Here is a 24,474-nt window from a genome sequence, read left to right as displayed (position 1 = left end):
GCACCACCGATGTGACAGCGGCCGACGCCGTGCGCACCGGGTGGAACAGCGGTCGGGCCGACGGTGCACAGCACGTGACAGCAGGCGAGTCCGCTCACCGAGCAACGGAAATCGCCAGGCCACAGACCCGCCAGTCCGATCAACGGACCGGACCGGCCGCGCCTGAACCGGCCGGTATCGCCGCCGACCCGACCAATGGTGACGCGTCAAACCTCACCGTATGCACCGGGCGAGACAGCAACGCACCGGATGTGCCGTCTGTCGCCGCCCAGCGCACCACCACTCGAACCATCGCACCACACCGAAACGGAGAGACCATCATGAACGGGGGCGAAGACCGCACCGAAGCCAAATACCTGAGCGTTCCGCAAGCAGCCGGTTATCTGGGTACGACCGAGCGATTCATGCGACGGCTGGTCGCTGAGCGCCGGATCGTGTTCTACAAAGTCGGCCGACACGTCCGGTTCGCGGTCAACGACCTCGAAGACTTCGCCCAGGCCGGGCGCGTGGAACCTGTGACGGTCCACTGGCACGGCGGCCAGGTGAGCGCCTGATGGTCGCCACTCGTAGAAGGCGGCGGTTCGGCTATGTGCGGAAGCTGCCATCTGGGCGTTGGCAGGCATCGTTCATCGGGCCGAATCAGCGCCGCCAGAACGCGCCTGAGACGTTCCGCACCCGCACCGATGCCGACAGGTGGCTGGTGACCGTAGAGGCCGAGATCAGCAAAGGCGTCTGGCTGGACTCTGCGCTCGGGCGCCAGACGTTTCGCGAGTACGCCGAGGCGTACCTGCGGGACAACCCGGACATTGGACCTCGATGGGCGGAGACATGCACGCGGAATATGCGTCTGCACATGGTTGAGCTGTTGGATAAGCCGTTGATCGGCATCACCGGGCCGGTCGTTCGTCGGTGGCACGCCGCAGCTCTCGCCGGAACGGGCGGCCGTACCTCCATTGCACAGTCCTACAGATTCGGGCGTGCGGTGATGAATCAGGCGAAGCGAGACAACGCCATCCCGACCAATCCGTTCAATATCCGTGGCGCTGGGTCGGACAAAGCCAAGGAACGGCCGATTGCCTCGCCGGTGGAGGTGGCGGACGTGGTGGAGACGATAACGCCGAGGTACCGGGCAGCTGTATTGCTTGCGGCGTGGTGTGGACTTCGCCGCGGTGAGATCTGCGGCCTGGCAACAGCCGACCTCGATCTGACGAACAACGAGGTCTGGGTGCGCCGGAATAGGGTGGAGTTGCTGGAGTCGCCCGAGCAGTTCGACAAGGAGCCGAAGACGGATGCTGGTAAGCGGCCCGTATCGATTCCGCCGCACCTGCGGCCGTACCTGGTCGACCACCTCGAGCAGTGGGCAGGCAAAGAGTGGTTGTTCGTCGGTCGTGACGGCAACCGGATGCGGGGCAACGCCATCTATCAAGCGTTCGTGCGCGCCCGGGATCGAGTCGGCGTGAAAGTCTCGTTCCATGACCTCCGGCACACTGGCCAAACGCTTGCTGCCGCAACGGGGGCGACTCTCGCGGACCTCAAGAAGAGACTTGGGCACTCATCCAACGCGGCGGCGGCTCGATATCTTCACGCCGTCGATGGACGAGACCGTGAGATCGCGGAGGCCTTGAGCAAGCTCGCCGCGCGAGGAAACGCCGTCGATCTGCCGCGCTCTATCGTGGTCAAGCATTGATATAGCACGTAGATCACACGCCAGGGCCGCCCGTACCAGCTGACCAGCGGATTTATCTAACGCCTGAAAAGCGGAAGGTCGCCGGTTCGATCCCGGCCCTGGCCACTCCACTCGTAGGCGAGCCCTGTTCACGGAGAGCGTGAACCGGGCTCGTTTCGTCATTTCTGTGGGGGCGCAACTCCCACGCCCCGCCCGGAGGGCTTCGCCCCCGGACCCCTCGGTGGTGGTTGTGATAGGGGGAATCGTCCGGATTGGTTCTCGTAGTGTCGTCCGGGTCATCTCGTCGGTTCAATGGTCGTGTTGTTTGGGTTCTTTACTCGTAGGTGGGGGCCACGTCTCCTGTTGATTGGGGTGTGCCGACCCTCCGCTGTCAGCCGGGCCGGGTTGGGGGTGGGTGGACGTTCTCGCTGCTGATGTGGTCAGGGGTGGTGTCCCTCGGCAGGGCGTCGTCCCTCCCGGTTCCATTGCTCGGCCGCTAGCGAGACGCGGGGGCAGTTGGTCGCCGCTGTGCCGGACCAAGGCCTCGATGTGGTGAATCACACAGCGGCGCATCAGAGTTCGGGGTCGGGTTGTGGTCGGCTGGGTGCGGGTAGGCTGGCGCGGCCATGTCGACCCTTCTTCTCGCGCTCGCGGGGTTCGCCTTCCTCGATTCGCTCGACCTTTTGCTCATCGGCGTCACCACGGCCGTCGTGTATGACAGCAGGCTGAGTCGTCGGTCGCCGCTGGTGGGCGGTCTGAGCCTGCTGGCGGGCGTCTTCGCGGTCACCACCGCCTTCGGGATCTGCACCGTGCTGGGGATCGGGTTCCTGACCGATCTGATCGACTTCGAGATCACGCCGGCGGTGCGGTACTGGGGAGAACTGGCGGCGGGGGCGGTGTTGATCGCTCTCGCGAGCATTCGGATGACCGGGACGATGGCCCCGGAGCGGACGACCGCATTGCGCCGCCGGCCATGGGTACTCGCGGGCCTCGGCGTGGCGATCGGTATCGCCCAGGCGCCTACAGCGGTGCCTTATCTCGCCGGACTCGCGATGATCTCCGCACGGAATCCGCTGCCGACGTTGTGGCCGCTGATCATCGTCGCGTATTGCGCGCTCGCATTGCTGCCGCCGCTGGTGATACTCGCACTCGCGATGCGGCGGACGACCGGAGCGCGGCGGATGTATCGAAAAGTTGTTCGCATTATCACCACATACGGGCCGATCTCCGTCCGCGTGCTTTTCGCGATCTTCGGACTGGCGCTCCTGTGCGACGCCCTCGTCCATTACCGAAGCCTCTGGTGATGAATTGCCGCCACCGTAGGTCCGGCAATGGTGGGCCAACGGGAATTGCGGTTTGCGGTGTGGTGTTCGGTGGGATGCTGGAGGTATGGCTGAGCGCTGGTATTACTGCTTGAAGCACAATCGGGCCGAGCAAGGGCGGCAGTGCTGGTTCCGCGACCGGATGGGTCCGTACCCGGACCAGGCGACGGCGGAGCGGGCGCTCGAGATCGCCCACGCGCGCAACGCGAGGGAAGACGCCCGGGACCGGGCCTGGCGGGACGGGGACTGAGGCCGCACGGCTTCGACGCGCGGCAATCCTTCCCCGGACCGGTGAAGTTGATCTTGAGCCGCAGGTCGGGGGCCCGGGCGGCGTCACACCGGGTGCGGCCGCTCGGTTCGCGATCAGGGGTATCGAGTACGGTTCTCCAGAACTCGACGAATGCTCGGAGGTCCTGGCGTGGGCTGCGAGCGGAAACCAGGATCAGCAGGGAGGGCGACCCTTGAGGGTTACCGTTGTTGTGCCGACCTACAACGAGCGGGAGAATCTGCCGGTTGCGGTGGAGCGGCTGACCGCGCTGCCGGTGCCCGACCTGCATGTGCTCGTGGTGGACGACAGCTCGCCGGACGGCACCGGTGAAGTGGCCGACAAGCTCGCCGCCGAACTTCCGAACGTGGTCGGTGTGCTGCATCGGACCGAGAAGGACGGGCTGGGCCGCGCCTACGTGGCGGGTATCACGCGCGCTCTGGACGAGGGCGCGGACGTGGTGATCCAGATGGACGCCGACCTGTCGCATCCCGCCGAAGTCATCCCGGCCATGCTGGAGAAGCTGGCCACCACCGACGCGGGCGTCGTGCTCGGCTCCCGCTACGTGCCCGGCGGCTCGACGGCCGCCGAATGGAAGTGGTACCGCAAGGCGCTGTCGGCTTGGGCCAACTTCTATGTGAACCTGATCCTGCGTCTGGGCGTCAAAGACGCCACCGCGGGCTTCAAGGCATGGAAGGCCGACACCCTGCGTGCCATCGAGGTGGCCTCGATCCGTAGCAACGGCTACTCCTTCCAGGTGGAGATGAACTACCGCACCATCAAGAAGGGGATCGCGATCGCCGAGGTGCCGATCCGGTTCGAGGAGCGGACGCTCGGCGCGTCCAAGATGAGCCTCAAAGTGCAGCTCGAATCGGCGCTCATGCCGTGGAAGCTGCTGTTCGGTCGCGCCGTCTGAGCACTGTCGACGACTCCTGCTCGCCACGGGCATGGCCCGGCGCTGCCGACGCGGTCTCCGCCCGGCCGGTTGAGCCGGCGGCGGGTCCGGTCGCGCCCGCGCGCCAGGCACGAGCACTGCGGGCATGCTCCGGTGCTGACGAAGTCCGCAGGATGGTCGCCGACGGCACGCCCAACACCTACCGCTTGCTGAGCCCTGTTCGCCGCGGGACTACAGCGCGGTCGTCATGCCGACCAGCTGCTACACCGTGGAGGGTAGGACGACGCGTGGGTGCGCCGTCTGCGGCTTCGCCGAACCCGGCGGCAGGTTCAACCCCCACCGCTGCCGTTGATCGGGACTGGCCGGTCAGTGCGGCCAATCCAGGAGTGTGTCGACGAACAGTTGGCGTACTCGCGCCACGTGCTCGTCCAGATCGCCCGGATTCCAGGCGCTGACGTCGATTGGGTCGAGGATCGCCACGTCGACCGTGCCCGGCCGGGCGACCATCGCGTTGCGCCAGCAGATCTCGCCCGCGTTCCGTATGACGACCGGGATCACCGGCACTCCCGCTTGCATCGCGATGTGGAAGGCGCCTTTCTTGAACGGTCCGACTTCGGGGGTATAGGAGCGGGTGCCCTCCGGAGCCACCGCGACAGACAAGCCGCCGCGCAGAGTCTCCACCACCGGCCGCAACGCCGCCTTCGCCAGCGTGGGGTTCGCGCGATCGATGAACGTCACGCCGACGAAGCGCATGAGCGGGCCGAAGACCGGATTCTTGGTCAGCTCCTTCTTGCCGATCGCGGTCACACCGCCGCCGAGCACCTCGGGCACGATGATGATGTCGAACTGGCTCTGGTGGTTGAACAGGAAGACCGCGGGCCGCGGCGACTTCGCGTTCTCCGCGCCGGTGACGCGCACGTGCACGCCCGCGATGCGCAGCGTGTTGCGGGCGGCGTGCGCCATCAACGCGTCGGCCATTTGTTGCCGGTCCTTCGTGGGCGCTTTCGACGCGACGCCGAACAGCGCGCCCCCGAGCAATCCGGCGAAACCCGCGGCGGTGCGTGCGTAATCGCCGGCGCGCGGCGAGCGGCGAGGCCGGAACGTCAGCCGGTCCCACCGACTCCGGTCCGCGATGTCGGCCAGCTCGTCATCGGGGTTCACCGCCACCGGATGTCCTACCAGCGACAGCAGGGGTGTGTCGGCGGCCGAGCCCGCGTAGGCGTAGCTGTGTCCGAGATCCACCCCGTGCCCGGCGGCGAACGCCGTGACCGCCTCGGCTTTGCCGTTGCGCCACAGCGTCTTACCGTCGGGATACCCGGTGAGCACTCCGCCGGTGGTGGCCATGGGCGTGTGCAGCACGTGTTCGATGCCGAGCTGCGCCGCCGCGGGCGCGGCGTGAAACCTGGTCAGCGAGGTGGCCAGCACGATGGTGTGCCCGGCCGCTCGGTGCGTCCGGATCAGCTCCCACGCCTCGGGATACAGATATCCGTACACGGTGCGCTTGAACTGGCGCCTGCCCAGCTCGTCCAGTTCCTCTTCGGAGCGTCCGGCCAGCGTCGCGGACAGTTCACGGAGCAGACGGCTGTATTCACCGTCGGTCATGTGGTGACGGAGGCCGTCGAGCAAAACGTCGGCCGGCTTGTGGCGCCGCCTGCGCCGGGGGCCGGGGCCGTCGACGACCGCGCCGCCGAAATCGAAGACCGCGGCGACCGCGGGGCCCTGCGGCCCGGAGCGGATGGCGGCGAGCGCGGCGTCGAGGTCAGCGCGCGCGTCGGTCATCGATCCTCCTGGGTACCGCGGTGCTTTCGGGTCGATCGTTCACCGCGCCTCCCGGTTCGACGGGTCCAGCGCGGCGGCTTGGGCGATGCGGGCGCCGATCACGCGCAGGCGTTCGGCGAATTCCTTTCGCCGCTCGATCAATTCGTCCCGAGCCGGGTCTGGATCGTCCTCGGACACCGTCTCCAGCAGGCCGTAGTTGTCGGCGAGCTTCAGAGCGCTGGTGAACAGCTCGGTGGAGACCGACTCGGGGCTGTGCAGCCGTTGCTGCAGCATCATCTGCTTGCCGACGGCCACGCATTCGGTGATGAACTCTTTGCGATCGATCTCGTCGCGCGGGTCGCGGTCGGCCAGCCGTTCGGCCACCACCAACTGCGCGTCGACGAACGAGCGCAGCACACGGTGGGCCATGGTGAAGCCGGAGGCGGTGAGCTTCGCCAGGATGTCCGAGCCGTCGGTGTCCCGGCGGGAATGGCTGTACCAGTCGGGATCCACCAGCAGCATCTCCGCGACCATCTGATCGGCGAACTCGCCGCGGTCGGGGAAGAAGAACTCGAACTTCAGCAGATCGCGCAGCCGGAAGGCCTCGTCCCAGCCGGTTCGCAGGGCATCGGCGTCGTCGCTGTCGACGGCGGACAGGATGGACAGCTCGAGGATCGCGCGGTTGACGAACCAATGCACGGCGCTGTTGCGGTAGAAGGCGGCCTCCAGGTGCGCACCGGACTCGATCGAGTACACCGGTTCGATCCCGCCGCGATACACCGTGACCACCTTGGTCAGCGAGAGCTGTTCCAGCACCACGGCCAGGCCCTGTTCGTCGCGGAGGGCCTCGAGTTCGCCGCGCGGCAGTTCGCGCTTGTCGATGTAGCCGAGCACGGGGTTGAGCACCGTGCGCACCTCGCCGAGAGTGAGGGCGCGCCCGTCCACACCCAGCAGCGCCAGGGTGACCAACGCGTTGACCGTCACCGGGGTGACCGCGTTGATGCCGACCGCCACTTCGAACGCCAACCGCTGCACGGCCCTTCGCTCCAGTTCGGCGATCTCGGGCGGTTCGCTGTCGACGACCCCGGCTTCGGCGCGCGGCGGCGGAATCGGCTCGGTGTGGTGCAGCGGGATGGTCAGCGGCGGGGTGGTGAGCGGGTCGCCGTGCGCGGAGAGCCGGTCGCGGGCCGACAGCGGCTCGCCGAAGCGGACGTACACGTGCCCGGCGGAATGCTGCTGACTGCGGATGTAGCGCGCCAGCCAGGTCAGGCCTTCGGGTTTCTTCTTGCCGCCCTCCTGCTCGGTGGCGATGGCGCCGAGTTCGTTGAGCCGCTCGTAGGTGATCGAGACCGGCACCAGCATGACGTCATCGATGCGGTTGGAACGGACCGCCGCGGAAAGGTAGTTCAACAAGCCGTAGCGCGGCGGCCGCAGCTTGCCGGTGCGGGTACGGCCGCCCTCGAAGTACCACTCCAGGTTGAAGCGCTTGGCCAGCAGATAGGCGAAGTATTCTTCGACGACGGCCTTGTAGACCTCGTCGTCGCCGAAACTGCGCCGGATGAACACCGTTCCGGTGCGCCGGGCGACCGGGCCCATCGGCCAGAAGCTGAGGTTCGCGCCGCCGATCACGTGGTTCGGCGGGAAGTCGTTGCGGGCCAGCACGTCTCCGAGCACGAACGCGTCGACGTACGAGCGGTGCGAGGGCAGGAACACCAGCGGATAGCGGCGGTTGAGATCGCGCAATCCGGCCAGTCCGGAATCGTCGGAGTCCACATTCCAGGTCGACGCGTGCACGGGGCGCATGGCCTGGGTGAACAGGTCGGAGATCAGCCTGCTCTGCGCGGCCACGAGCTCGTTGAGCGCTTTCTCCGCGCGGCGGTACACCTCGTGCGGGCTCGCCCCGATCTGGTCGGCGATGAATTCCAGTCTGCGCAGGAAGTCGGGGGAGTCGAGGATTTCCTCCGCGACCAGCTTGGGCACCTTGTACCGGTCGCCGATGATGGTGCGTTCGGCGCGTTCGAGCGCGACCACCGCCGCGCGCACGACGGCGCGGGCGAACGGCTCGGCGGTGCCCTTGTCGAACAGGGCCGAAGCCTCCGGGTTGTTCGCGCGCAGCTCACTGAGGCGGGCGGGTGCGCCGGTCAGCACGACGTGCCGGTCCGGTGACTTGGCCAGCAGCCTGCGCTGCGCCAGCCGATTGGGCTTGCGCGGGTTGGTGAACAGGGCGAGATCGGCGAAGGTGACGCGGCGCACGCCGTCGCGTTCGGGTGGCAGCCACAGCACGCGGATCGGTACCACCAGCGGATCGTCGCGCCTGCCGACCAGCCGGGCGGCGACCGCGCCCGCGTCCAGGTCCAGCTGCGTGACCGGCGCGTCGGTGCCGAACTCCGCGCCGATCCCGCCGTCGGCGAGCCACTTGCCGACGAGTTCGCGTTCCACCCCCGAGGCCGCGTCGATCAGGGCCACCACCGATCGCGGTGCGGTCCCGGGCCGGGCTGTCGCGGGTGAATCGCCGCGGTGATCGATCATCGATGTTCTTCCCTCCGCAGGTGACGCTTCCCACTATTCAATCCCGGAGGGTCTATTCCGCGCAGGCAGTCGGCGCGGCGAGTTCGTCGCGGGGCCGCGCGAATGGCGCGTCCTCCCACGGGAGGCGGCGCGAACGCGGCGAAAGTGCTTGCCGGACGCGCACCCTCTTCCGGCAGGTCGCCGGCGCCGAAGCTGTGGCCGCCAGCACACCCGCACCGCGATGCAGGTAATGCTAACCTTACCTCCACGAGTTGGGCCAGGGTACCCTTTGGAGGATCGTTGTCGACCACGGAACGCCTGCGGGTTGAGTATGTAACCGATCCGGCGGCAGCGATGTCCCGGCTGGCGGGGGCGGATCGGTTCGGCGAGTACGTGATGTACGAGCGCCCGGGGGAGTGGGTGTTCGCGGCCGATCCGATCGGCAGTGTCGAACTGGACGTGCGCGAGTTGCGGGTCACCTGGGAAGGGCGGACCACCATCAGCCGGTGGGAGGGCAATCCGGCGGGAGTGATCGACCGCGCTCTCGGCGCACTGCCCCTCGATGGTCGAAATGCTTACGGCTGGATCGGATTCGAGTTCTGCGCGTGGGCCTTGGACGCCACCGAGCACCTGGACCCGCGTACGACGCTGGCGCACCTGATGATCCCTCGAATCGAGGTGCGGGTGGGCGAGTCCGGCGTGCGGATCTCGGGCGCGACGCCGACGGAAGCCGGAGACATCCACGACCTGATCGCGCAGTCGCAGAACACCGGACTGCCGCAGGCGCATCCGGCCGACATCCGCATCGACCCCACCGGCTACCGCGACCGCGTGGCCGAGGCGGTCGGCGAAATCCAGGCCGGGCGATACCAGAAGGTCATCCTGTCCAGGAAGGTCGATCTACCGTTCACGGTGGATGTTCCGGCCACCTATCGGCTCGGGCGGGCGCACAACACCCCGGCGCGGTCGTTCCTGCTGCGGCTGGGCGGTTTGGAGGCGGCGGGCTTCAGCCCGGAACTGGTCGCGTCCGTGGACGACGACCGGGTGGTGACCACCGAGCCGCTGGCCGGCACCCGCGCTTTCGGCCGCGGTGTCGCGGCCGACCTCGCCGCCAGGGCGGACCTGATCACCGACCCGAAAGAGATCGTGGAGCACGCCATTTCGGTGCAGACCTCGTTCGCGGAGATCGCGACCGTCGCCGATCCCGGCACGTCCGCGGTGTCGGACTTCATGGCCGTGCGTGAGCGGGGCAGCGTGCAGCATCTGGCGTCCACCGTACGTGGGCGGCTGGCCGCGAACCGATCCAGCTGGGACGCGCTGGAAGTGTTGTTCCCGTCGGTGACCGCCTCGGGAATCCCGAAGCGCGAGGGCGTCGACTCGGTGTTCCGGCTCGATCACGATCCGCGCGGGTTGTACTCCGGTGCGGTGGTGACCGTTTCCCCGACCGGCGCGCTGGAGGCGACCTTGGTGTTGCGCGCGGTGTACCAGACCGCCGAGGGAGCCTGGCTGCGCGCGGGCGCGGGCATTGTCGGCCAGTCCCGGCCGGAGCGCGAATTCGAGGAGACCTGCGAGAAGCTGGGCAGCATCGCTCCCTACGTCGTCAAGGCATAGCGGAAGATGTACGGGCAGCGCACCGTCGGTGCACTGCCCGTGGGCCGCGCTACAGCTGGGCGCGCAGCACTGTCTTGTCGATCTTGCCGACCGCCGTGACCGGCAGCTTCTCGCTGCGGCGCAGCACGTCCGGCAGTTTGTAGGTGGCCAGACCGCGGGCGGCGAGGAAGGTCTTGATCTCGGCAAGCGCCGGCATCTCACCGTCGACGACCAGTACGGCGCAGACCTTCTCGCCCAGGGCAGCGTCGGGCAGCCCGACGGCGGCGGCATGCCGGACGACGGGGTGGGCGAGCAGGTGTTCCTCGAGTTCGTCGCAGGAGACGTTCTCGCCGCCGCGGTTGATCACGTCCTTGATCCGGCCGGACACCACGAGATGCCCGCTGGGCAAGCGGCGGACCAGGTCACCGCTGCGATAGAAGCCGTCCGGGGTGAACGCGCGCGAGTTGTGCTCCGGCGCACGGTAATAGCCGCGGATCGTATACGGCCCCCGGGTCAGCAACTCGCCCTCCTCGCCGGGGGGCACGTCGTTGCCGTCGCCGTCCACCACGCGGATCTCGTCGGCGGGCGAGAGCGGACGGCCCTGGCTGGTGTGCAGCAGTTCGGCCGGATCGTCGAGCCGGGTGTAGTTGAGCAGGCCCTCGGCCATGCCGAACACCTGCTGCAGGGTCGCGCCCAGTGCCGGGGTCACTTCTTTCGCGTTGACCTCGGCCAGTCGCGCGCCGCCCACTTGGAGCAGACGCAGCGAACTCAGGTCGGCCTCTTCCCATTCGGTGGCCGCGCACCAGAGCTGGGCCAGCGGCGGTACGACGGCCGTGACCGTCACCCGGTGCCGTTCGATCGCGGCGAACGCGTTCTCCGGGCTCGGGTCGCTGACGAAGGCCACCGCGCCGCCGGCCGCGACGGTGCCGAGGATCCCGGGGCAGGCGAGCGGGAAGTTGTGCGCGGCGGGCAGCGTCGCGAGATATACGTCTCGCTCGGTCAGTTCGCACACCTCCGCACTGGCGGTGGCGTTGTAGACGTAGTCGTCGTGCGTGCGCGCGATCAGTTTGGGCAGGCCGGTGGTTCCGCCGGAGACCAGCATCAGGGCGATGTCGCCCGGATCGATCCCGGGCAGTTCGCCGCCGTCGCGCGGAACCGAGGCGAGGTCGACGAACGGCCCGGGGTCACCGAGGACGACGACGTGACGCAGCGACGGCACCGCCTCCCGCACCGCCGAGGCGAGTTCGCGGTAGTCGAAGTCGCCCGCCCGGTCGGCGACGATGTAGCCGACCGCCTGGGAAAGCCGCGCCAGATGCTCGATCTCCGCCCGCCGATGCGCGGGCAGGCCCAGCACGGGGATGATCCCGGCGCGCAGCAGGCCGAACAGCACCGTCAGGAACTCGGGCACGTTCGGCAGCTGGACCACCACCCGGTCGCCGGGCGCGATGCCGAGCGCGAGCAGTCCGTGAGCCATCCGGTCGGCGGCGGCGTCGATGTCGGCGTAGCTGCGCGTGCCCTCCGCCTCGAACAGGGCGGGGCGCTGTGGATGCCGCTGTGCGGTCGCGCGCAAGAGGTCCCCGAGCGGGCGCCCGGACCAGTAGCCGGCCGCTCGGTACTCCGCGGCCATGTCCGCGGGAAAAGGTACGTAGCCGTCGCGGTGCGCGGACTCGGTCGAAATGGAAGTCACGGTCAGCCTCACAGGGTCGAGCAAAGGGTTCCCTTAAATAGGTTAGGCAACCCTACTTGCAAGGCGGTCGTGTGGCGTAGGCCCCGGCGTGTTCGAACGTGCCGCCGTGGGCCGCCGCGCACTAGACTTTCCGTCATGACCAGGTGGGACACCTCGAACATTCCCGATCAGAGCGGCCGGAAGTTCATCGTGACAGGGGCCAACAGCGGCCTGGGGGCCGAAACGGTCCGTGCGCTGGCCGCCGCGGGGGGCGAGGTGGTGCTGGCCTGCCGGAATGTTGCCAAAGGTGAGCGGGTGGCCGCCGAACTCGGCGACCGTGCCGAGGTACGGGAATTGGATCTGGCCGACCTGGCTTCGGTCCGGGCGTTCGCCGATGGCGTCGACGGCGCCGATGTGCTGATCAACAACGCCGGCGTGATGGCTCTGCCCGAAGGGCGTACCGCCGACGGGTTCGAAAAGCAGATCGGCACAAATCATCTCGGCCATTTCGCGCTCACCGGGCTGCTGCTGGGAAAGATCGCCGACCGCATCGTCACCGTATCCAGCGGCGCGCACCAGGTCGGCAAGATCGACCTGGACGATCTGAACTGGGAGCGGCGCAAGTATCAGCGCTGGGCCGCCTACGGGCAGGCCAAGCTGGCCAACCTGATGTTCGCTCGTGAGTTGCAGCGCCGGTTGACCGCGGCGGGATCCGCGAAGGTTTCGGTCGCCGCGCATCCGGGTTACGCGTCCACCGAGTTGCAGTCCCACACCGAGTCGTTCCTCGACCGGGTGATGTCGGTGGGCAACCGGGTCTTCGCGCAGACCGCCGCGATGGGCGCGCTGCCAACGCTGTATGCCGCTACCACCGACGTCCAGCCGGGTGGCTACTACGGGCCGACCGGGCTCGCCGGCATGCGCGGATACCCGGGACCGTCCGGATCGTCGAAAGCGTCCAGGGACGAGAAGGTCGCCGCCGACCTGTGGGAGCTGTCGGAGAAGCTGACCGGAGTCACCTATGACTTCACGAACTGAGCTGCTGTGACACACGTCGCATAACGCGTTGTCACACTCCGTCTTTCCGCGCCGTCCTCTTGATGAACCCCCAAGGAACGGCATAAGGACGGAAATCATGGAACAGCGCTTCGAACTCTTCGCCAACCCGGTCGGCGGCAGCTTCATCAAGCGGCTCACGATGGCCTCCAAGGTGATCAACGACTCCACCTTGGATGCCGCGACCTACGAACTGGTGAAGATTCGCGCCAGCCAGATCAACGGCTGCGGCTACTGCACCGACATGCACACCAAGGACGCCGCGCACGCCGGTGAGACCTCCGTGCGGCTCAATCTGATCGCCGCCTGGCACGAGGCCACCGTCTTCACCGAGGCCGAGCGCGCCGCGCTGGCGCTCACCGAGGAGGCCACCCGGATCGGCGACGGTCGCGTGGTCAGCGACGCGGTGTGGCAGGAGGTGCGCAAGCACTACGACGACGACCAGATCGCCGCCCTCATCGCCGCCATCGCGATGATCAACGCCTGGAACCGGATGAACGTCATCGCCCGCACCCCCGCCGGTGATTACGTGCCCGGTCAGTGGGGATGAGCCGATCGCCAGTCGCCGCCCGCGTCGTTCGGGGCCTTCGGACAGGCCCGGAACGGCGCGCTGTCGTAGTCGACCCCTGAAGAGGGCCGCGAACACGCCGTGCCGAAGGCGTGGCAGATGACACAGTTCACCGCTCGGTTGCGGACTGGTACTGTCCCTGACGTGCAGCACGTGTATTTCTGGTTTAGCAAGCCGGCCCTGGGTGGGCTGGTCTGCGGCAACCACGTGCGCTGACAACCCCCACCCCGAGCCGGACGATGGACGGCTCGACGGGATTCGCATCCGTGGGTCGGCCTCCGAGAAAAGGAACCCACGACATGACAACCGCAGCCGACGTCGACGCACGGCATTCCGATCTGGACGATCAACGCACCCTCAACGTGAGCCCGCTGCGTTCGCCGGCGGAGGTGCGTCGCGTGCATCCGATCACCGATGCCCTCGCCGACACCGTCCGTGCGGGACGCAGGGCCACCGTCGACGTGCTGAACGGCGCGGACGATCGCTTGATGGTGATCGTCGGCCCGTGCTCCGTGCACGACCCCGCCGCGGCGCTGGACTACGCGCGCCGTCTCGCGGCGAAGGCCGCCGAACTCGGTGACCGGCTGCACGTGGTGATGCGGGTCTACTTCGAGAAGCCGCGCACCAGCCTGGGCTGGAAGGGCCTGATCAACGACCCGCACCTGGACGGCTCGTTCGACGTCAACACCGGATTGGGCTTCGGCCGCAAGCTGCTGGTCGACATCACCGCCCTCGGTCTTCCGGTGGCCTGTGAGTTCCTGGATCCGATCACTCCGCAGTACATCGCGGATCTGGTGTCCTACGGTGCGATCGGGGCGCGCACCGCGGCCAGCCAGGTACACCGCCAGCTCAGCAGCGCGCTGTCGATGCCGGTCGGCATCAAGAACGGCACCGATGGAGACGTCCAGGTGGCGGTGGACGGAGTGCGCGCCGCGGCGGCCAGTCACGTGTTCCCCGGGACCGACCTCGACGGTCGTTCCGCGCTCATCCGCACCACCGGCAACCCGGACTGCCACGTGATCCTGCGCGGCGGCAGCGCCGGGCCGAACTACGACGCGGCTTCGGTCGCCGAGGCGTGCCTGCGGCTGGAGAAGGCGTCACTGCCGCAGCGGATCGTGGTGGACGCCAGCCACGGCAACAGCAACAAGGACCACAACAAGCAGGTCGACGTGGTCACCGACATCGCGCGGCGGCTGGCGGCGGGCGAGCCCGGTGTCGTCGGCCTCATGCTGGAGAGCTTCTTGGTCGCCGGGCGCCAGGATCTCACCCTCGGCCACGCCGAGGAGCTCACCTACGGCCAGTCGATCACCGACGCGTGCCTGGACTGGGAAACCACCGCCGCGCAACTGGACCACTTGGCCGACGCGGTGCGGCAGCGGCGCGAATCGTCAGCAGCCCAGCACACCCAGTAAGTCGCCGGAGGAGACGGTCCGGATAGCGAAGCCCGCCTCCGTGAGGTGCTCGGTGAGCCGAGCGAGTGGCGGCTTCGGGCTGGTCGGATCCGCGGCGTCGGGTGTGCCATATCCGTAGAAGAGTCCCAGCGTCGCGCCCGGCGCCCGCAGTCGCCGGATCACTGCGAGTTCTGCGGTGGGGCGCTTGGTCCAGAACACGTTGACATTGACCGCCAGGATTTTGTCGAAACCTGCCGCGCCGATCCCGGTCGTGCGCAGCAGCCGGTCCGGGTCCAGGTCCGCGAGGTCGGCGTGCACCAACCGGACCCGTCCCGACTCCAGCCGCGCGGCGTGTCGTCGGCCTGCGCGAGAGACGGCGGTGGCGGAGCGCTCGACGCCGACGACCATGCCGTCGATCGCCCGCTCGGCGAGGTAGGCGATCGAATCGCTGGAACCGGGGCCGATTTCCAGCACCCGGTCGGCAGGCCGCACCGCCATGGTTCGCACGATCCAGGCGAATCGTGGGTCGGCCGTCATCGTGCGCGAGCTTCGTCGGGCGTCTGGACGATGGATGCCCGGCCACGGAGGAATTCGGCAGGCCAGTCGTCCGCCGGGCCGGGCGGGTCGGTACGCAGGCGGGCGGCGAGCCAGTGGTCGCGGCGTCGACCGCGCTGGATGCTCCCGAGCCGGGACAGGCCCTCGTACCGGAAGCCGGCGCGGCGCGCGACCGCGGCCGACGCGTAGTTGCCGACGAACGCGCGCCAGGCGATCCGCTCCAGGGCCGGACCGTCGGCGCGGAAGCCGAATTCACACACGAGCTCGACCGCCTGCGTCATCAGGCCGCGCGACCGCTGCGCCGGGGCGAGCCAGAAACCGATTTCGGCCGCGCTCTCGTCGCGTTCGCTCAGACCGATCATGCCGACCACCGGTCCATCGGCGCGCAGCCGGATCGCCCAGGTGGGGCTGCGGGCCGCCCACCCAGGAACGACCATCTCGTCGATGAAGGCCACGGCGCTGTCGCGGACGTACGGCACCGGGATGGTCACCCACTCCGCGATCGCCGGATCCTGGCAGCACTCGGTGATGGCGTCGATATCGGCCGCCGTCGGAGCCGACAGCCAGATCGTTCCGTTGGACAGCGCGTGGTGGTCCATCGCGCCATGCTGTCACGGAAGGGCCCGGTGGCTCATCCGGATTGCCTGCCGTCGAGGCGGCGCGGGGCGGCTGCCGACCGGATCGTAGACTTCCCCTCGATGGTTGCCGCGCTGCTTTCCGACCTGTTCGAGTCACATCGGGCGCATCTGCTCTCGGTCGCCTATCGGCTGACGGGCAGCGTCGGCGACGCCGAGGACGCGGTTCAGGAGAGCTGGTTGCGCTTGGCGGGTGCGCATCAGTCCGAGATCGACGATCTGCGGGCCTGGCTGACCACCGTGGTGAGCCGGATCTGCCTGGACCGCCTGCGGAGTGCGGCGGCGCGGCGGGAAAGTTACGTGGGTCAGTGGCTGCCGGAGCCCGTGGTCACCGCACGCACGCCGTCGAGCGCTCCCGACCCGTTGGAAGCTGTGGTGCGCAAGCAGGAATGCCGGTTCGCGGCGTTGGTCGTGCTGGACACCCTGACGCCGCCGCAGCGTGTGGCTTTCGTACTGCACGACGGGTTGTCGGTGCCATTCGACGAGATCGCCGACATCCTCGGCATTTCGGCCGACGCCGCGCGGCAGCTGGCGGTGCGCGCCCGCAAGGCGGTGACGCAGGCGCCGCAACCGGTGCCCGATGCCGAGCACGAGGCCGCCGTGCAGCGCTTTCTCGTCGCGCTCAGTTCCGGTGACGTGACCGCCGTCGCCGCGGCGCTGCACCCGGAGGCGGTGATGATCGGCGATGCCAACGGCACCACCGCCACCGCGATCAACATCCTGCACGGTGCGGATCGCATTGCCCGCTTCTACCTGGGCTTGGTGCGCAAGTACGGGTTGGCGGAGGCGTCGCCGGTGTACGAATTCGTCTCGGTGAACGGGCAATTGGGTCTCAACGTCGCGGCGCGTCCGGCAGAGGATGGCCGCAGCGGCTATCCCACGCGAGTGGTCGGCTTCACCGTGCGAGACGGGTTGATCTGGGGCACCTACGATCTGGCGAATCCGGCCAAGCTGGGCGGCGTCCGGCTGGGTTGAGTCGGCGGGGATGCCATCGGGACGACTTCGATGCGCTCGGGGTGAGCCTCATGAAACCGGGCAAGACGTCGGTGCTCGGCCGGCCGGTGATGTCGGTGGACAGTTCGACGGCGAGCACGACGCGCTCGCCGCTGGAGCGAATCGGTCATGACGCCGCCGAGCCGGACCGGTTTTCGCTGGGCAACAGCGGACCGCGTCCGGTTGCGCGAAGCCGGATCGATGCCCGTGGATCGATTCGTGCGGTACACCGCTGCCCGGTAGCAGGGATCGCAGCGAGCTAGTCATAGGGGGCTACTCTCCGGTTATGCCCTCGCGACACCAGACCGTTGCCCGCCTGCGCCCCTTCGCGTCCACCATCTTCGCCGAGATGACCGAGCTCGCCGTCCGGCACGACGCGGTCAACCTGGGCCAGGGGTTTCCCGACACCGACGGGCCCGCGAGCATGCTGGAAGTGGCGCGTCGCGCCATCGCCGACGGGCTCAATCAGTACCCGCCGGGACGCGGAATGCCGGTGCTGCGCCGAGCCGTGGCCGACGACCGGGCGCGGCGCTACGGGACCGACTACGACCCCGATTCGCAGGTGCTGGTGACGGTCGGCGCGACGGAGGCGATCAGCGCGGCGGTGCTCGGCTTGGTCGAGCCCGGCGAAGAGGTGGTGCTGATCGAGCCGTTCTACGACTCCTACGCCGCGGCCGTGGCGCTGGCCGGCGCCCGGCGGCGCACGGCACGCCTGGTGGCCGACGGGGATCGGTTCGTCCTCGACCTGGACAGCCTGCGCGCCGCGATCACCCCGGCGACCCGGATGCTCATCGTCAACTCGCCGCACAATCCCACCGGCACCGTGCTCGGACGCGCCGATCTGCAGGCGATCGCCGACCTCGCCTGCGAGCACGACATCCTGGTGCTCACCGACGAGGTCTACGAGCATTTGGTCTACGACGGCACCGAACATGTCAGCCTGGCCACCCTGCCGGGCATGGCCGAGCGGACGGTTGTGGTGTCGAGCGCGGCGAAGACGTTCAGCGTCACCGGGTGGAAGACCGGGTGGGCATGCGGGCCCGCCGAGCTGATCGATGGGGTGCTCGCGGCCAAGCAGTTCCTCACCTTCGTAGCGGGCGGCCCGTTCCAGCCCGCCGTGGCGCACGCGATCGAGCACGAACTGGGCTGGGTCGCCGAGCTGCGGGACGCGTTGTCCGAGAAGCGGCTCCGGCTCTCCGCCGCGCTCGCCGACACCGGGATGCGGGTCTACCCGAGCGCGGGCGGCTACTTCATCGTCGCCGATATCACCCCGCTCGGTGCGGGCGACGGTCTCGCGTTCTGCCGTGAACTGCCCAAACGCCTCGGGGTGGCGGCGGTGCCGGTCATCGCGTTCGCCGACGACATCGCCGCTTGGAGTCAGCTGGTGCGTTTCACCTTCTGCAAGCGGGACGAGACGCTGGACGAAGGTGTCCGGCGATTGCGTCACGGCTGATCGCAAACCTTGCCGTGATCTGTCAGGTTTCGCTGGCATCGTGCGTGCCATGGCAACCCAGTACTACACGGCGACCAGTCTCGACGGATTCCTCGCCGACACGGAGAACTCGCTCAGCTGGCTTTTCGAGGTGGACGGAGCGGACGAGGCGCAGGCGGGCATGACGGGCTTCCTCGCACAGGTCGGCGCCATGTGCATGGGCGCGACCACCTATGCGTGGATGGTGGCCAACGAGCCGCCGGAGAACTGGCGTAAGTACTACGGCGATCTCCCGTGCTGGGTGTTCACCCACCGGGAGCTGCCCGCCATACCCGGCGCGAATCTCCGGTTCGTCTCGGGTGCGGTCGAGGCGGTGCACGGAGAGATGGCCGAGGCGGCCGGTGCCCGCAATATCTGGATCCTCGGTGGCGGCGACCTGGCCGGGCAATTCGCCGACGCGGGACTGCTCGACGACATCATGGTGAGCGTCGTCCCGGTGACGCTCGGGGCGGGCGCCCCGCTGCTGCCGCGCCGCATCCTGTCCACCCGGATGCGGCTCATCGGCGTCGAGCAGGCCGGGCAATTCGCCGAACTGCACTATCGCCTGACCGCGGGCCCGAGCTGAGTCAGGCCGGTACCGGCCGCGCGCGGTCGGTGGCGAGGAGCGCGGCGACGGCGCCGAGCATGGTGCCGGTGACGTAACGCTGGGTGCGCAGCCACAGCGGGCGGCCGGTGAGGAAGCTCGTCAGGCCGCCCGCACCGAGGACGATCAGGCCGTTCACGGTGAGCGCCACCGCGATCTGCACCGCGCCGAGGCACAGGCTCTGCAACCACACCTTCCCGTGCCCCGGCGTGACGAACTGCGGGATCAGCGCCATGTACATGATCGCGATCTTCGGATTCAGCAGGTTGGTGACCAGCCCCATGGCGAACAGCCGCCGGGTGGGGTCCGCGGACAGCGTCGTGGGCGTGAACACCGAGACGCCGCCCGGCCGCACCGCCTGCCAGGCCAGCCATCCCAGATACGCGGCCCCCGCCAGCTTCACCGCCAGATACAGGCCAGGAACCGCCGCGAACACCGCCGTGATCCCGGCCGTCGCCGCCGCCAGATACACCCCGAATCCCGCCGCCACTCCCGCCAGCGACACCAATCCGGCCCGCCGCCCCTGCGACACCGTCCGCGACACCAGATACATCATGTTCGGCCCGGGCGTGAGCACCATCCCCAATGCCGCCACCGCAACCCCCGCCACCGCCGCCATCTCGATCATGACCTGATCCTCACCCACCTCCTTGCCCTCTGTCGCGGTCCACTCGGCAACCGCTGGACGGGGAGGGAGCCCAGCCTGCGCCGGCGTTGCGGAAACCGGCGGTGCCCAGGAAAAGATGCAGGCCAGGGCATCTGGCCGGCGGCGAGTCGGCGGGATTCGGCCGACTTGACCGATGACAATGCTGCCCATGGCGGCGACGGTCAGCGGGTTGGGAAATCGGCGGGCGGACCGATTCGACGGAGTGTCGCCGGTAGCGGCGTTCCGCCCCGATATCGAGGGGATGCGTGCGGTCGCCGTGCTGGCCGTGGTGCTCTTTCATGCGGGTGTGCCGGGGATCGACGGTGGATTCGTCGGGGTGGACGTATTTTTCGTCATCTCCGGATTTCTCATCACCGGAATCCTCTGCCGGGAAGCGGCGGACACCGGCACCGTGGGACTGGTGCGGTTCTACGGTGCGCGCGCTCGCAGGCTGCTGCCCGCGGCGGGCGTCGTGCTGGTCGCCACGGCGATCGCCGCGGCCGTGCTGCTGCCGCCTTTGCAAGCCCGCCAAGTCCTCGGCGACGGGATCGCGGGCGCGCTGTACGCCGGGAACTACCGCTTCGCCCTGCACGGCACCGACTACCTCGCCGCGGACACGCCGCCCTCCCCTTTCCAGCACTTCTGGTCGCTGGGGGTGGAGGAGCAGTTCTACCTGGTGTGGCCCGCGCTCCTGATCACGACGGCCTGGCTCGTGCGGCGGCGCCGGAGGGATTCGGTCACCGTGCTGCCCTACCTGATCGTCCTGATGGTCGTCGGCGCACTGTCGCTCGCGATATCGCTGATCTGGACCCGGACCATGCCACCGTGGGCGTTCTTCGCGTTGCCCGCGCGGGCCTGGGAGCTGGCGGCGGGTGGCATGGTGGCGCTGTCGCCCGTTCTCTGGCCTCGGCTACCGAAATCGGTGTCGGCCTGCGCGGGATGGGTGGGTGCGGGGTTGATCGTCGCGGCGTGTGCGCAGCTCGACGAGAAGACGCCCTATCCCGGCGTCGCGGCTCTGCTGCCCGTGCTGGGCGCGGTTCTGCTGATCGCGAGCGGCGGTGTGGAAACGAGATTCGGGGTGGGACGCGTCCTGGCCGTGACCGAGCTGCAGGCGATCGGCAGACTGTCCTACTCCTGGTACCTGTGGCACTGGCCGGTGCTGGTGCTGGCGCCGCATGCGCTCGGCCACCCCCTCGGGCTGGTCGGGTCGCTGGCCGCGGTCGCCATGGCGGGCGGACTCGCCCTGCTCACCAAGCGGCTGATCGAGGATCCGGTTCGCTTCGCCGCCCGGTTGCGCGGGTCCGGCCCGCTCGGCCTCGCCTGTGGCGGCGTGAGCACCGCGATCGCGATCGGAGTGGCGCTGGCACTGCTCCTGGTCGTGCCCGCTCCGGCCGGGCGGGGTGCGGCGGCGCAGAGCTTGACGCTCACCACACCCGCCGCACCGGTTACTCCGGCCATAGATCCTTACGGCGCGGCGGTCGAGCAGTTGACGGCGCAGACCAAGGCGGCGGTCGCGGCGGCGGCGGAGGTCCGTGCTGTTCCGTCGAACCTCACTCCCTCGCTGGCGAACGCGCGAGGCGACCGGGCGGAGGTGTTCGACAACGGTTGCTTCCGTTCCTGGCACGACGTGGGCCAAGGCGAGTGCGCCTCAGGTGACATGGCGGCGGCGACCACGGTCGCCTTGGTCGGCGACTCCCACGCGGCGATGTGGCAACCGGCGTTCGAGGAGATCGCCGCATCGCGACACTGGCGGCTGGAGACGATGGCGAAGGTCACCTGTCCGCTGCTCGACCTGCCCATCACCAGCCCCTATCTCGGTCGCGGGTACACCGAATGTGAGCAGTGGCGCGGGCAGATCATGACCCGGCTGCGGCAGGAACGTCCCCGGCTGGTCGTGGTGAGCATGTCCCGGCGCTACGGCGGCGACTTCGGCTTCGTCTCCTACGACCCCGCGTGGATCGACGCCGTGCGCCGTTTGGCCGCCGAGCTGCGAGCCATGGGCGCCGGGGTCCTCGTGCTCGGTGGGATTCCCGATCCGCAGGGCACTGTGCCGTCGTGCGTGGCCGATCATCTCGACGACGCTTCGGCCTGTGCACCCGCCCGGACGGTCGCGGTGGACGACGCGGGCATCGCGGCCGAGCACGCGGCGGCCACCGCGGGAGGCGGGCAGTACGCCGACCTGACCGCACTGTTCTGCACGACGGCTCGCTGCCCGGTCATCGTGGGCAACGCCCTGGTCTACCGTGACGACAACCACCTCACGATCAGCTACGCCACGACGCTGGCGCCGGTCATGGGCGCGCTCGCCGACCGCGCGCTCGCACCCGGCTGAGGAGTAGGGAAGACATCGCGGCCTTCCGGCGTTACACCCGGTCGCTGCCGACCGCGTTTCGCGGGAAGGGCCGGTAACCTGCGAGGTTGTCGGAGGGGTCGGGGAGAATGGCGGGGAATCTAACTGAGGAGGGACTGTGAACGACGGTCCGCTGATCGTGCAGAGCGACAAGACGCTGCTGCTGGAGGTCGACCACGAGTTGGCCGATACGGCGCGGCAGGCGATCGCGCCGTTCGCCGAGTTGGAGCGGGCGCCGGAGCACGTGCACACCTATCGGGTGACGCCGCTGGCGCTGTGGAACGCGCGAGCGGCGGGCCACGACGCCGAGCAGGTGGTGGACGCGCTGGTCAGCTTCTCCCGGTACGCCGTGCCGCAGCCGTTGCTGGTCGACGTGGTGGACACCATGGCCCGCTACGGCAGGTTGCAGCTGGTGAAGCATCCCGCGCACGGGTTGACGCTGGTCAGCCTCGATCGCGCGGTGCTGGAGGAGGTGCTCCGGCACAAGAAGATCGCGCCCATGCTCGGTGCGCGCATCGACGACGACACGGTGGTGGTGCACCCGTCGGAGCGCGGCCGGATCAAGCAGATGCTGCTGAAGATCGGCTGGCCCGCCGAGGACCTCGCGGGCTACGTCGACGGCGAGGCGCACCCGATCGACCTGGATTACGCGACCGACGGCTGGCACCTGCGCGACTACCAGCAGATGGCCGCCGACTCGTTCTGGGCGGGCGGCTCCGGCGTGGTGGTGCTGCCCTGCGGCGCGGGCAAGACGATGGTCGGCGCCGCGGCGATGGCCAAGGCCAAGGCGACCACGCTGATTCTGGTCACGAATACGGTGGCGGGCAGGCAATGGCGGCGCGAACTGCTCGCGCGCACCTCGCTCACCGAGGAGGAGATCGGCGAGTACTCCGGCGAACGCAAGGAGATCCGCCCCGTCACCATCGCCACCTACCAGGTGATCACGCGCCGTACCAAAGGCGAGTACAAACACCTGGAACTGTTCGACAGCCGCGACTGGGGCCTGGTCATCTACGACGAGGTACACCTGCTGCCCGCGCCGGTCTTCCGGATGACCGCCGATCTCCAGTCCCGTCGCCGCCTGGGCCTGACCGCGACGCTGGTGCGCGAGGACGGCCGCGAGGGCGACGTGTTCTCGCTGATCGGCCCCAAGCGCTACGACGCGCCGTGGAAGGACATCGAGGCCCAGGGGTGGATCGCGCCCGCCGACTGCATCGAGGTGCGGGTCACGCTCACCGATGCCGAGCGGATGACCTACGCGACCGCCGAGCCGGAGGAGCGGTACAAGCTGTGCTCGACCGCGCACACCAAGATCGCCGTGGTGGAGTCGATCCTGGCCCAGCACCAGGACGCCCCCAGCCTGGTCATCGGGGCCTACCTGGATCAGCTCGACGAACTGGGCGCCGCACTCGACGCCCCGGTGATCCAGGGCTCGACGAAGACCAAGGAACGCGAGGAACTCTTCGACGCCTTCCGGCGCGGCGAAATCCCGGTACTCGTGGTGAGCAAGGTGGCCAACTTCTCCATCGATTTACCGGAAGCGTCGGTGGCGGTGCAGGTTTCGGGTACCTTCGGCTCACGGCAGGAGGAGGCGCAGCGTCTCGGCCGGCTGCTGCGTCCGAAACACGACGGGGGCCAAGCGCATTTCTACTCGGTCGTCGCGCGTGACACTCTCGACGCCGAATACGCCGCGCATCGTCAGCGTTTTCTCGCCGAACAGGGGTATGCCTACCGCATCACGGACGCCGACGACTTGCTCGGACCCGCCATCGGATAAGCGGAGGCATTTCCTCCGCAAACTATGCTAGGAATGAGGGCGTGCGACGCTTCGAATTCGCGGTGGACCGCAGGCACGCCCACGCGGTCAACGAAGTCTTCGCCGACCTTCGCCGCTTGCGTCTCCTGGCGATCGCCGCCGCGGTCGTCGCGGCGACCGGGACGGCGTTGCTCATCTGGCTGGATCATCCCTGGGCGTATCTGCTCGCGGTCGCGTTCGCGCTCGGGGCCGTGACGGCGTTGTGGGTGGCCCTGTGGACGCCGTGGCATTCCAGCATCGACAAGCTGTACGCGGACGGTGAGCTCGTCCCCGCGGTCGTCTCGGAGGCGCGTCCCTCGGGTGTGGTGCTGCTCGCGCTGGTCGATGTCTCGACGCCGGAGACGAGCGATCCGCGCTACGCCTTGGTGACCAGGAAAGTCCGCGACCTCCCCGGCCACAAGGCCAGGGCGGGGGAGCGGGTGCCGTCGGTCGCGGTGCGCACCGACCGCGCCCCCCGGCAGGTGGGTCAGCGCTGGCAATCGGTGAGCGCCATGCCGATCGCCTGGGGCACCACCGACGGCTCGGTCATCGACCGCGCTCGCGCGGCGATCAGTGAGGCCGAGTGGCGGCTGCTCACGGACAATCTCGCGCTCGCCGAGAAGGTGCGCCGCACCGCGACGAAACGGTTGCTGCTCGACCCGCATCACCTACCCGGCGACCTCGGTTCCTGAATCCGGCTGCGATCGCCCGCATTACCGGTTGCGCCTGCGCATAGACTCGAA

The 24,474-nt window shown here is 68.7% G+C and carries 21 protein-coding genes; 15 read left to right on the top strand and 6 right to left on the bottom strand.

The window, feature by feature from the left end; translation table 11 throughout:
• Positions 1-11 precede the first annotated feature (11 nt).
• From NNI01S_RS36180 to NNI01S_RS27060, 5 genes are all read left to right on the top strand, one after another.
• On the top strand, positions 12-554 hold the full coding sequence (locus NNI01S_RS36180; protein WP_245676389.1) for a helix-turn-helix domain-containing protein: 543 nt from the start codon (positions 12-14) through the stop codon (positions 552-554).
• The gene (locus NNI01S_RS27075) at positions 554-1,687 is read left to right on the top strand and encodes a tyrosine-type recombinase/integrase (RefSeq protein WP_063023236.1); all 1,134 of its coding nucleotides are present in this window, start codon (positions 554-556) and stop codon (positions 1,685-1,687) included. The genes NNI01S_RS36180 and NNI01S_RS27075 overlap by 1 nt, the downstream gene beginning before the upstream one ends.
• A gap of 605 nt (positions 1,688-2,292) precedes the next feature.
• A complete protein-coding gene (locus NNI01S_RS27070; RefSeq protein ID WP_063023234.1) occupies positions 2,293-2,970 on the top strand; it encodes a GAP family protein in 678 nt (225 codons plus the stop codon).
• Positions 2,971-3,055: 85 nt separating this feature from the next.
• Positions 3,056-3,238, top strand: coding sequence for a hypothetical protein (locus tag NNI01S_RS27065; protein WP_063023232.1), 183 nt, complete (start codon positions 3,056-3,058; stop codon positions 3,236-3,238).
• 211 nt (positions 3,239-3,449) lie between these two features.
• Positions 3,450-4,169 carry a polyprenol monophosphomannose synthase gene (locus NNI01S_RS27060; protein WP_281180692.1) on the top strand — a complete coding sequence of 240 codons (720 nt, stop codon included), beginning with the start codon at positions 3,450-3,452 and terminating at the stop codon, positions 4,167-4,169.
• A gap of 345 nt (positions 4,170-4,514) precedes the next feature.
• On the opposite strand, the gene NNI01S_RS27055 is transcribed toward NNI01S_RS27060, so the two are convergent.
• Positions 4,515-5,927, bottom strand: a complete 1,413-nt coding sequence (locus NNI01S_RS27055) for a 1-acylglycerol-3-phosphate O-acyltransferase (RefSeq protein ID WP_063023227.1) — start codon at positions 5,925-5,927, stop codon at positions 4,515-4,517.
• A gap of 39 nt (positions 5,928-5,966) precedes the next feature.
• Positions 5,967-8,435, bottom strand: a complete 2,469-nt coding sequence (locus NNI01S_RS27050) for a glycerol-3-phosphate 1-O-acyltransferase (RefSeq protein WP_084489342.1) — start codon at positions 8,433-8,435, stop codon at positions 5,967-5,969.
• Between the two features lie 279 nt (positions 8,436-8,714).
• Here NNI01S_RS27050 and nbtS point away from each other — a divergent pair, with 279 nt between their 5' ends.
• Positions 8,715-10,025 carry a nocobactin biosynthesis salicylate synthase NbtS gene (nbtS, locus tag NNI01S_RS27045; protein WP_063023224.1) on the top strand — a complete coding sequence of 437 codons (1,311 nt, stop codon included), beginning with the start codon at positions 8,715-8,717 and terminating at the stop codon, positions 10,023-10,025.
• Between the two features lie 49 nt (positions 10,026-10,074).
• Here nbtS and NNI01S_RS27040 read toward each other — a convergent pair whose 3' ends face one another.
• Positions 10,075-11,691, bottom strand: coding sequence for a (2,3-dihydroxybenzoyl)adenylate synthase (locus NNI01S_RS27040; RefSeq protein ID WP_281180691.1), 1,617 nt, complete (start codon positions 11,689-11,691; stop codon positions 10,075-10,077).
• Positions 11,692-11,826: 135 nt separating this feature from the next.
• Between NNI01S_RS27040 and NNI01S_RS27035 the strand changes: the two genes are divergently transcribed.
• The 3 genes from NNI01S_RS27035 to NNI01S_RS27025 all read left to right on the top strand — a co-directional run bounded on the left by NNI01S_RS27035 (position 11,827) and on the right by NNI01S_RS27025 (position 14,703).
• Positions 11,827-12,705 (top strand): oxidoreductase, encoded by an 879-nt coding sequence (locus tag NNI01S_RS27035; RefSeq protein ID WP_063023222.1) that lies wholly within the window; start codon positions 11,827-11,829, stop codon positions 12,703-12,705.
• Positions 12,706-12,802: 97 nt separating this feature from the next.
• Positions 12,803-13,273, top strand: a complete 471-nt coding sequence (locus NNI01S_RS27030) for a carboxymuconolactone decarboxylase family protein (RefSeq protein WP_063023220.1) — start codon at positions 12,803-12,805, stop codon at positions 13,271-13,273.
• A 317-nt stretch (positions 13,274-13,590) separates the two neighbouring features.
• A complete protein-coding gene (locus tag NNI01S_RS27025) occupies positions 13,591-14,703 on the top strand; it encodes a 3-deoxy-7-phosphoheptulonate synthase (RefSeq protein WP_063023218.1) in 1,113 nt (370 codons plus the stop codon).
• Here NNI01S_RS27025 and NNI01S_RS27020 read toward each other — a convergent pair.
• Both NNI01S_RS27020 and NNI01S_RS27015 read right to left on the bottom strand, forming a co-directional pair.
• On the bottom strand, positions 14,680-15,180 hold the full coding sequence (locus tag NNI01S_RS27020) for a class I SAM-dependent methyltransferase (RefSeq protein ID WP_245676388.1): 501 nt from the start codon (positions 15,178-15,180) through the stop codon (positions 14,680-14,682). The two genes, NNI01S_RS27025 and NNI01S_RS27020, sit on opposite strands and share 24 nt — an antisense overlap.
• A 35-nt stretch (positions 15,181-15,215) precedes the next feature.
• Positions 15,216-15,836 carry a GNAT family N-acetyltransferase gene (locus NNI01S_RS27015; RefSeq protein WP_063023214.1) on the bottom strand — a complete coding sequence of 207 codons (621 nt, stop codon included), beginning with the start codon at positions 15,834-15,836 and terminating at the stop codon, positions 15,216-15,218.
• A 99-nt stretch (positions 15,837-15,935) separates the two neighbouring features.
• On the opposite strand from NNI01S_RS27015, the gene NNI01S_RS27010 reads away from it, so the two are divergent.
• The 3 genes from NNI01S_RS27010 to NNI01S_RS26995 all read left to right on the top strand — a co-directional run bounded on the left by NNI01S_RS27010 (position 15,936) and on the right by NNI01S_RS26995 (position 18,922).
• Positions 15,936-16,847: a sigma-70 family RNA polymerase sigma factor gene (locus NNI01S_RS27010; protein ID WP_063023212.1), complete on the top strand. Its 912-nt coding sequence runs from the start codon at positions 15,936-15,938 to the stop codon at positions 16,845-16,847.
• A 304-nt stretch (positions 16,848-17,151) separates the two neighbouring features.
• Entirely contained in the window at positions 17,152-18,318 is a 1,167-nt protein-coding gene (locus NNI01S_RS27000; protein WP_063023208.1) for a pyridoxal phosphate-dependent aminotransferase, read from the top strand.
• Positions 18,319-18,367: 49 nt separating this feature from the next.
• On the top strand, positions 18,368-18,922 hold the full coding sequence (locus NNI01S_RS26995) for a dihydrofolate reductase family protein (protein WP_063023206.1): 555 nt from the start codon (positions 18,368-18,370) through the stop codon (positions 18,920-18,922).
• 1 nt (position 18,923) lies between these two features.
• Here the strand turns inward: NNI01S_RS26995 and NNI01S_RS26990 are convergent, their stop codons facing one another.
• Positions 18,924-19,568 (bottom strand): LysE family translocator, encoded by a 645-nt coding sequence (locus tag NNI01S_RS26990; RefSeq protein ID WP_063023358.1) that lies wholly within the window; start codon positions 19,566-19,568, stop codon positions 18,924-18,926.
• Positions 19,569-19,848: 280 nt separating this feature from the next.
• On the opposite strand from NNI01S_RS26990, the gene NNI01S_RS26985 reads away from it, so the two are divergent.
• From NNI01S_RS26985 to NNI01S_RS26975, 3 genes are all read left to right on the top strand, one after another.
• A complete protein-coding gene (locus tag NNI01S_RS26985; protein WP_063023357.1) occupies positions 19,849-21,918 on the top strand; it encodes an acyltransferase family protein in 2,070 nt (689 codons plus the stop codon).
• A 136-nt stretch (positions 21,919-22,054) separates the two neighbouring features.
• Positions 22,055-23,713 (top strand): DNA repair helicase XPB, encoded by a 1,659-nt coding sequence (locus NNI01S_RS26980; RefSeq protein WP_063023204.1) that lies wholly within the window; start codon positions 22,055-22,057, stop codon positions 23,711-23,713.
• Between the two features lie 41 nt (positions 23,714-23,754).
• Positions 23,755-24,423, top strand: coding sequence for a DUF3239 domain-containing protein (locus NNI01S_RS26975; protein ID WP_063023202.1), 669 nt, complete (start codon positions 23,755-23,757; stop codon positions 24,421-24,423).
• Positions 24,424-24,474: the final 51 nt, after the last annotated feature.

It is taken from the genome of Nocardia niwae NBRC 108934 = DSM 45340 (assembly GCF_001613465.1).
Taxonomy (GTDB): Bacteria; Actinomycetota; Actinomycetes; order Mycobacteriales; family Mycobacteriaceae; genus Nocardia; species Nocardia niwae.
Note: the sequence above shows the minus strand (reverse complement) of the source record. Positions and strands in the feature narration are given on the sequence as shown.

Excerpts from the sequence above, each read along its gene's own strand:
- NNI01S_RS27075 (WP_063023236.1), top strand. The coding sequence starts at position 554 with ATGGTCGCCACTCGTAGAAGGCGGCGGTTCGGCTATGTGCGGAAGCTG.
- NNI01S_RS27070 (WP_063023234.1), top strand. The coding sequence starts at position 2,293 with ATGTCGACCCTTCTTCTCGCGCTCGCGGGGTTCGCCTTCCTCGATTCG.
- NNI01S_RS27065 (WP_063023232.1), top strand. The coding sequence starts at position 3,056 with ATGGCTGAGCGCTGGTATTACTGCTTGAAGCACAATCGGGCCGAGCAA.
- NNI01S_RS27055 (WP_063023227.1), bottom strand. The coding sequence starts at position 5,927 with ATGACCGACGCGCGCGCTGACCTCGACGCCGCGCTCGCCGCCATCCGC.
- NNI01S_RS27050 (WP_084489342.1), bottom strand. The coding sequence starts at position 8,435 with ATGATCGATCACCGCGGCGATTCACCCGCGACAGCCCGGCCCGGGACC.
- NNI01S_RS27035 (WP_063023222.1), top strand. The coding sequence starts at position 11,827 with ATGACCAGGTGGGACACCTCGAACATTCCCGATCAGAGCGGCCGGAAG.
- NNI01S_RS27030 (WP_063023220.1), top strand. The coding sequence starts at position 12,803 with ATGGAACAGCGCTTCGAACTCTTCGCCAACCCGGTCGGCGGCAGCTTC.
- NNI01S_RS27025 (WP_063023218.1), top strand. The coding sequence starts at position 13,591 with ATGACAACCGCAGCCGACGTCGACGCACGGCATTCCGATCTGGACGAT.
- NNI01S_RS27020 (WP_245676388.1), bottom strand. The coding sequence starts at position 15,180 with ATGGCGGTGCGGCCTGCCGACCGGGTGCTGGAAATCGGCCCCGGTTCC.
- NNI01S_RS27015 (WP_063023214.1), bottom strand. The coding sequence starts at position 15,836 with ATGGACCACCACGCGCTGTCCAACGGAACGATCTGGCTGTCGGCTCCG.
- NNI01S_RS27010 (WP_063023212.1), top strand. The coding sequence starts at position 15,936 with ATGGTTGCCGCGCTGCTTTCCGACCTGTTCGAGTCACATCGGGCGCAT.
- NNI01S_RS27000 (WP_063023208.1), top strand. The coding sequence starts at position 17,152 with ATGCCCTCGCGACACCAGACCGTTGCCCGCCTGCGCCCCTTCGCGTCC.
- NNI01S_RS26995 (WP_063023206.1), top strand. The coding sequence starts at position 18,368 with ATGGCAACCCAGTACTACACGGCGACCAGTCTCGACGGATTCCTCGCC.
- NNI01S_RS26990 (WP_063023358.1), bottom strand. The coding sequence starts at position 19,568 with ATGATCGAGATGGCGGCGGTGGCGGGGGTTGCGGTGGCGGCATTGGGG.
- NNI01S_RS26985 (WP_063023357.1), top strand. The coding sequence starts at position 19,849 with ATGCGTGCGGTCGCCGTGCTGGCCGTGGTGCTCTTTCATGCGGGTGTG.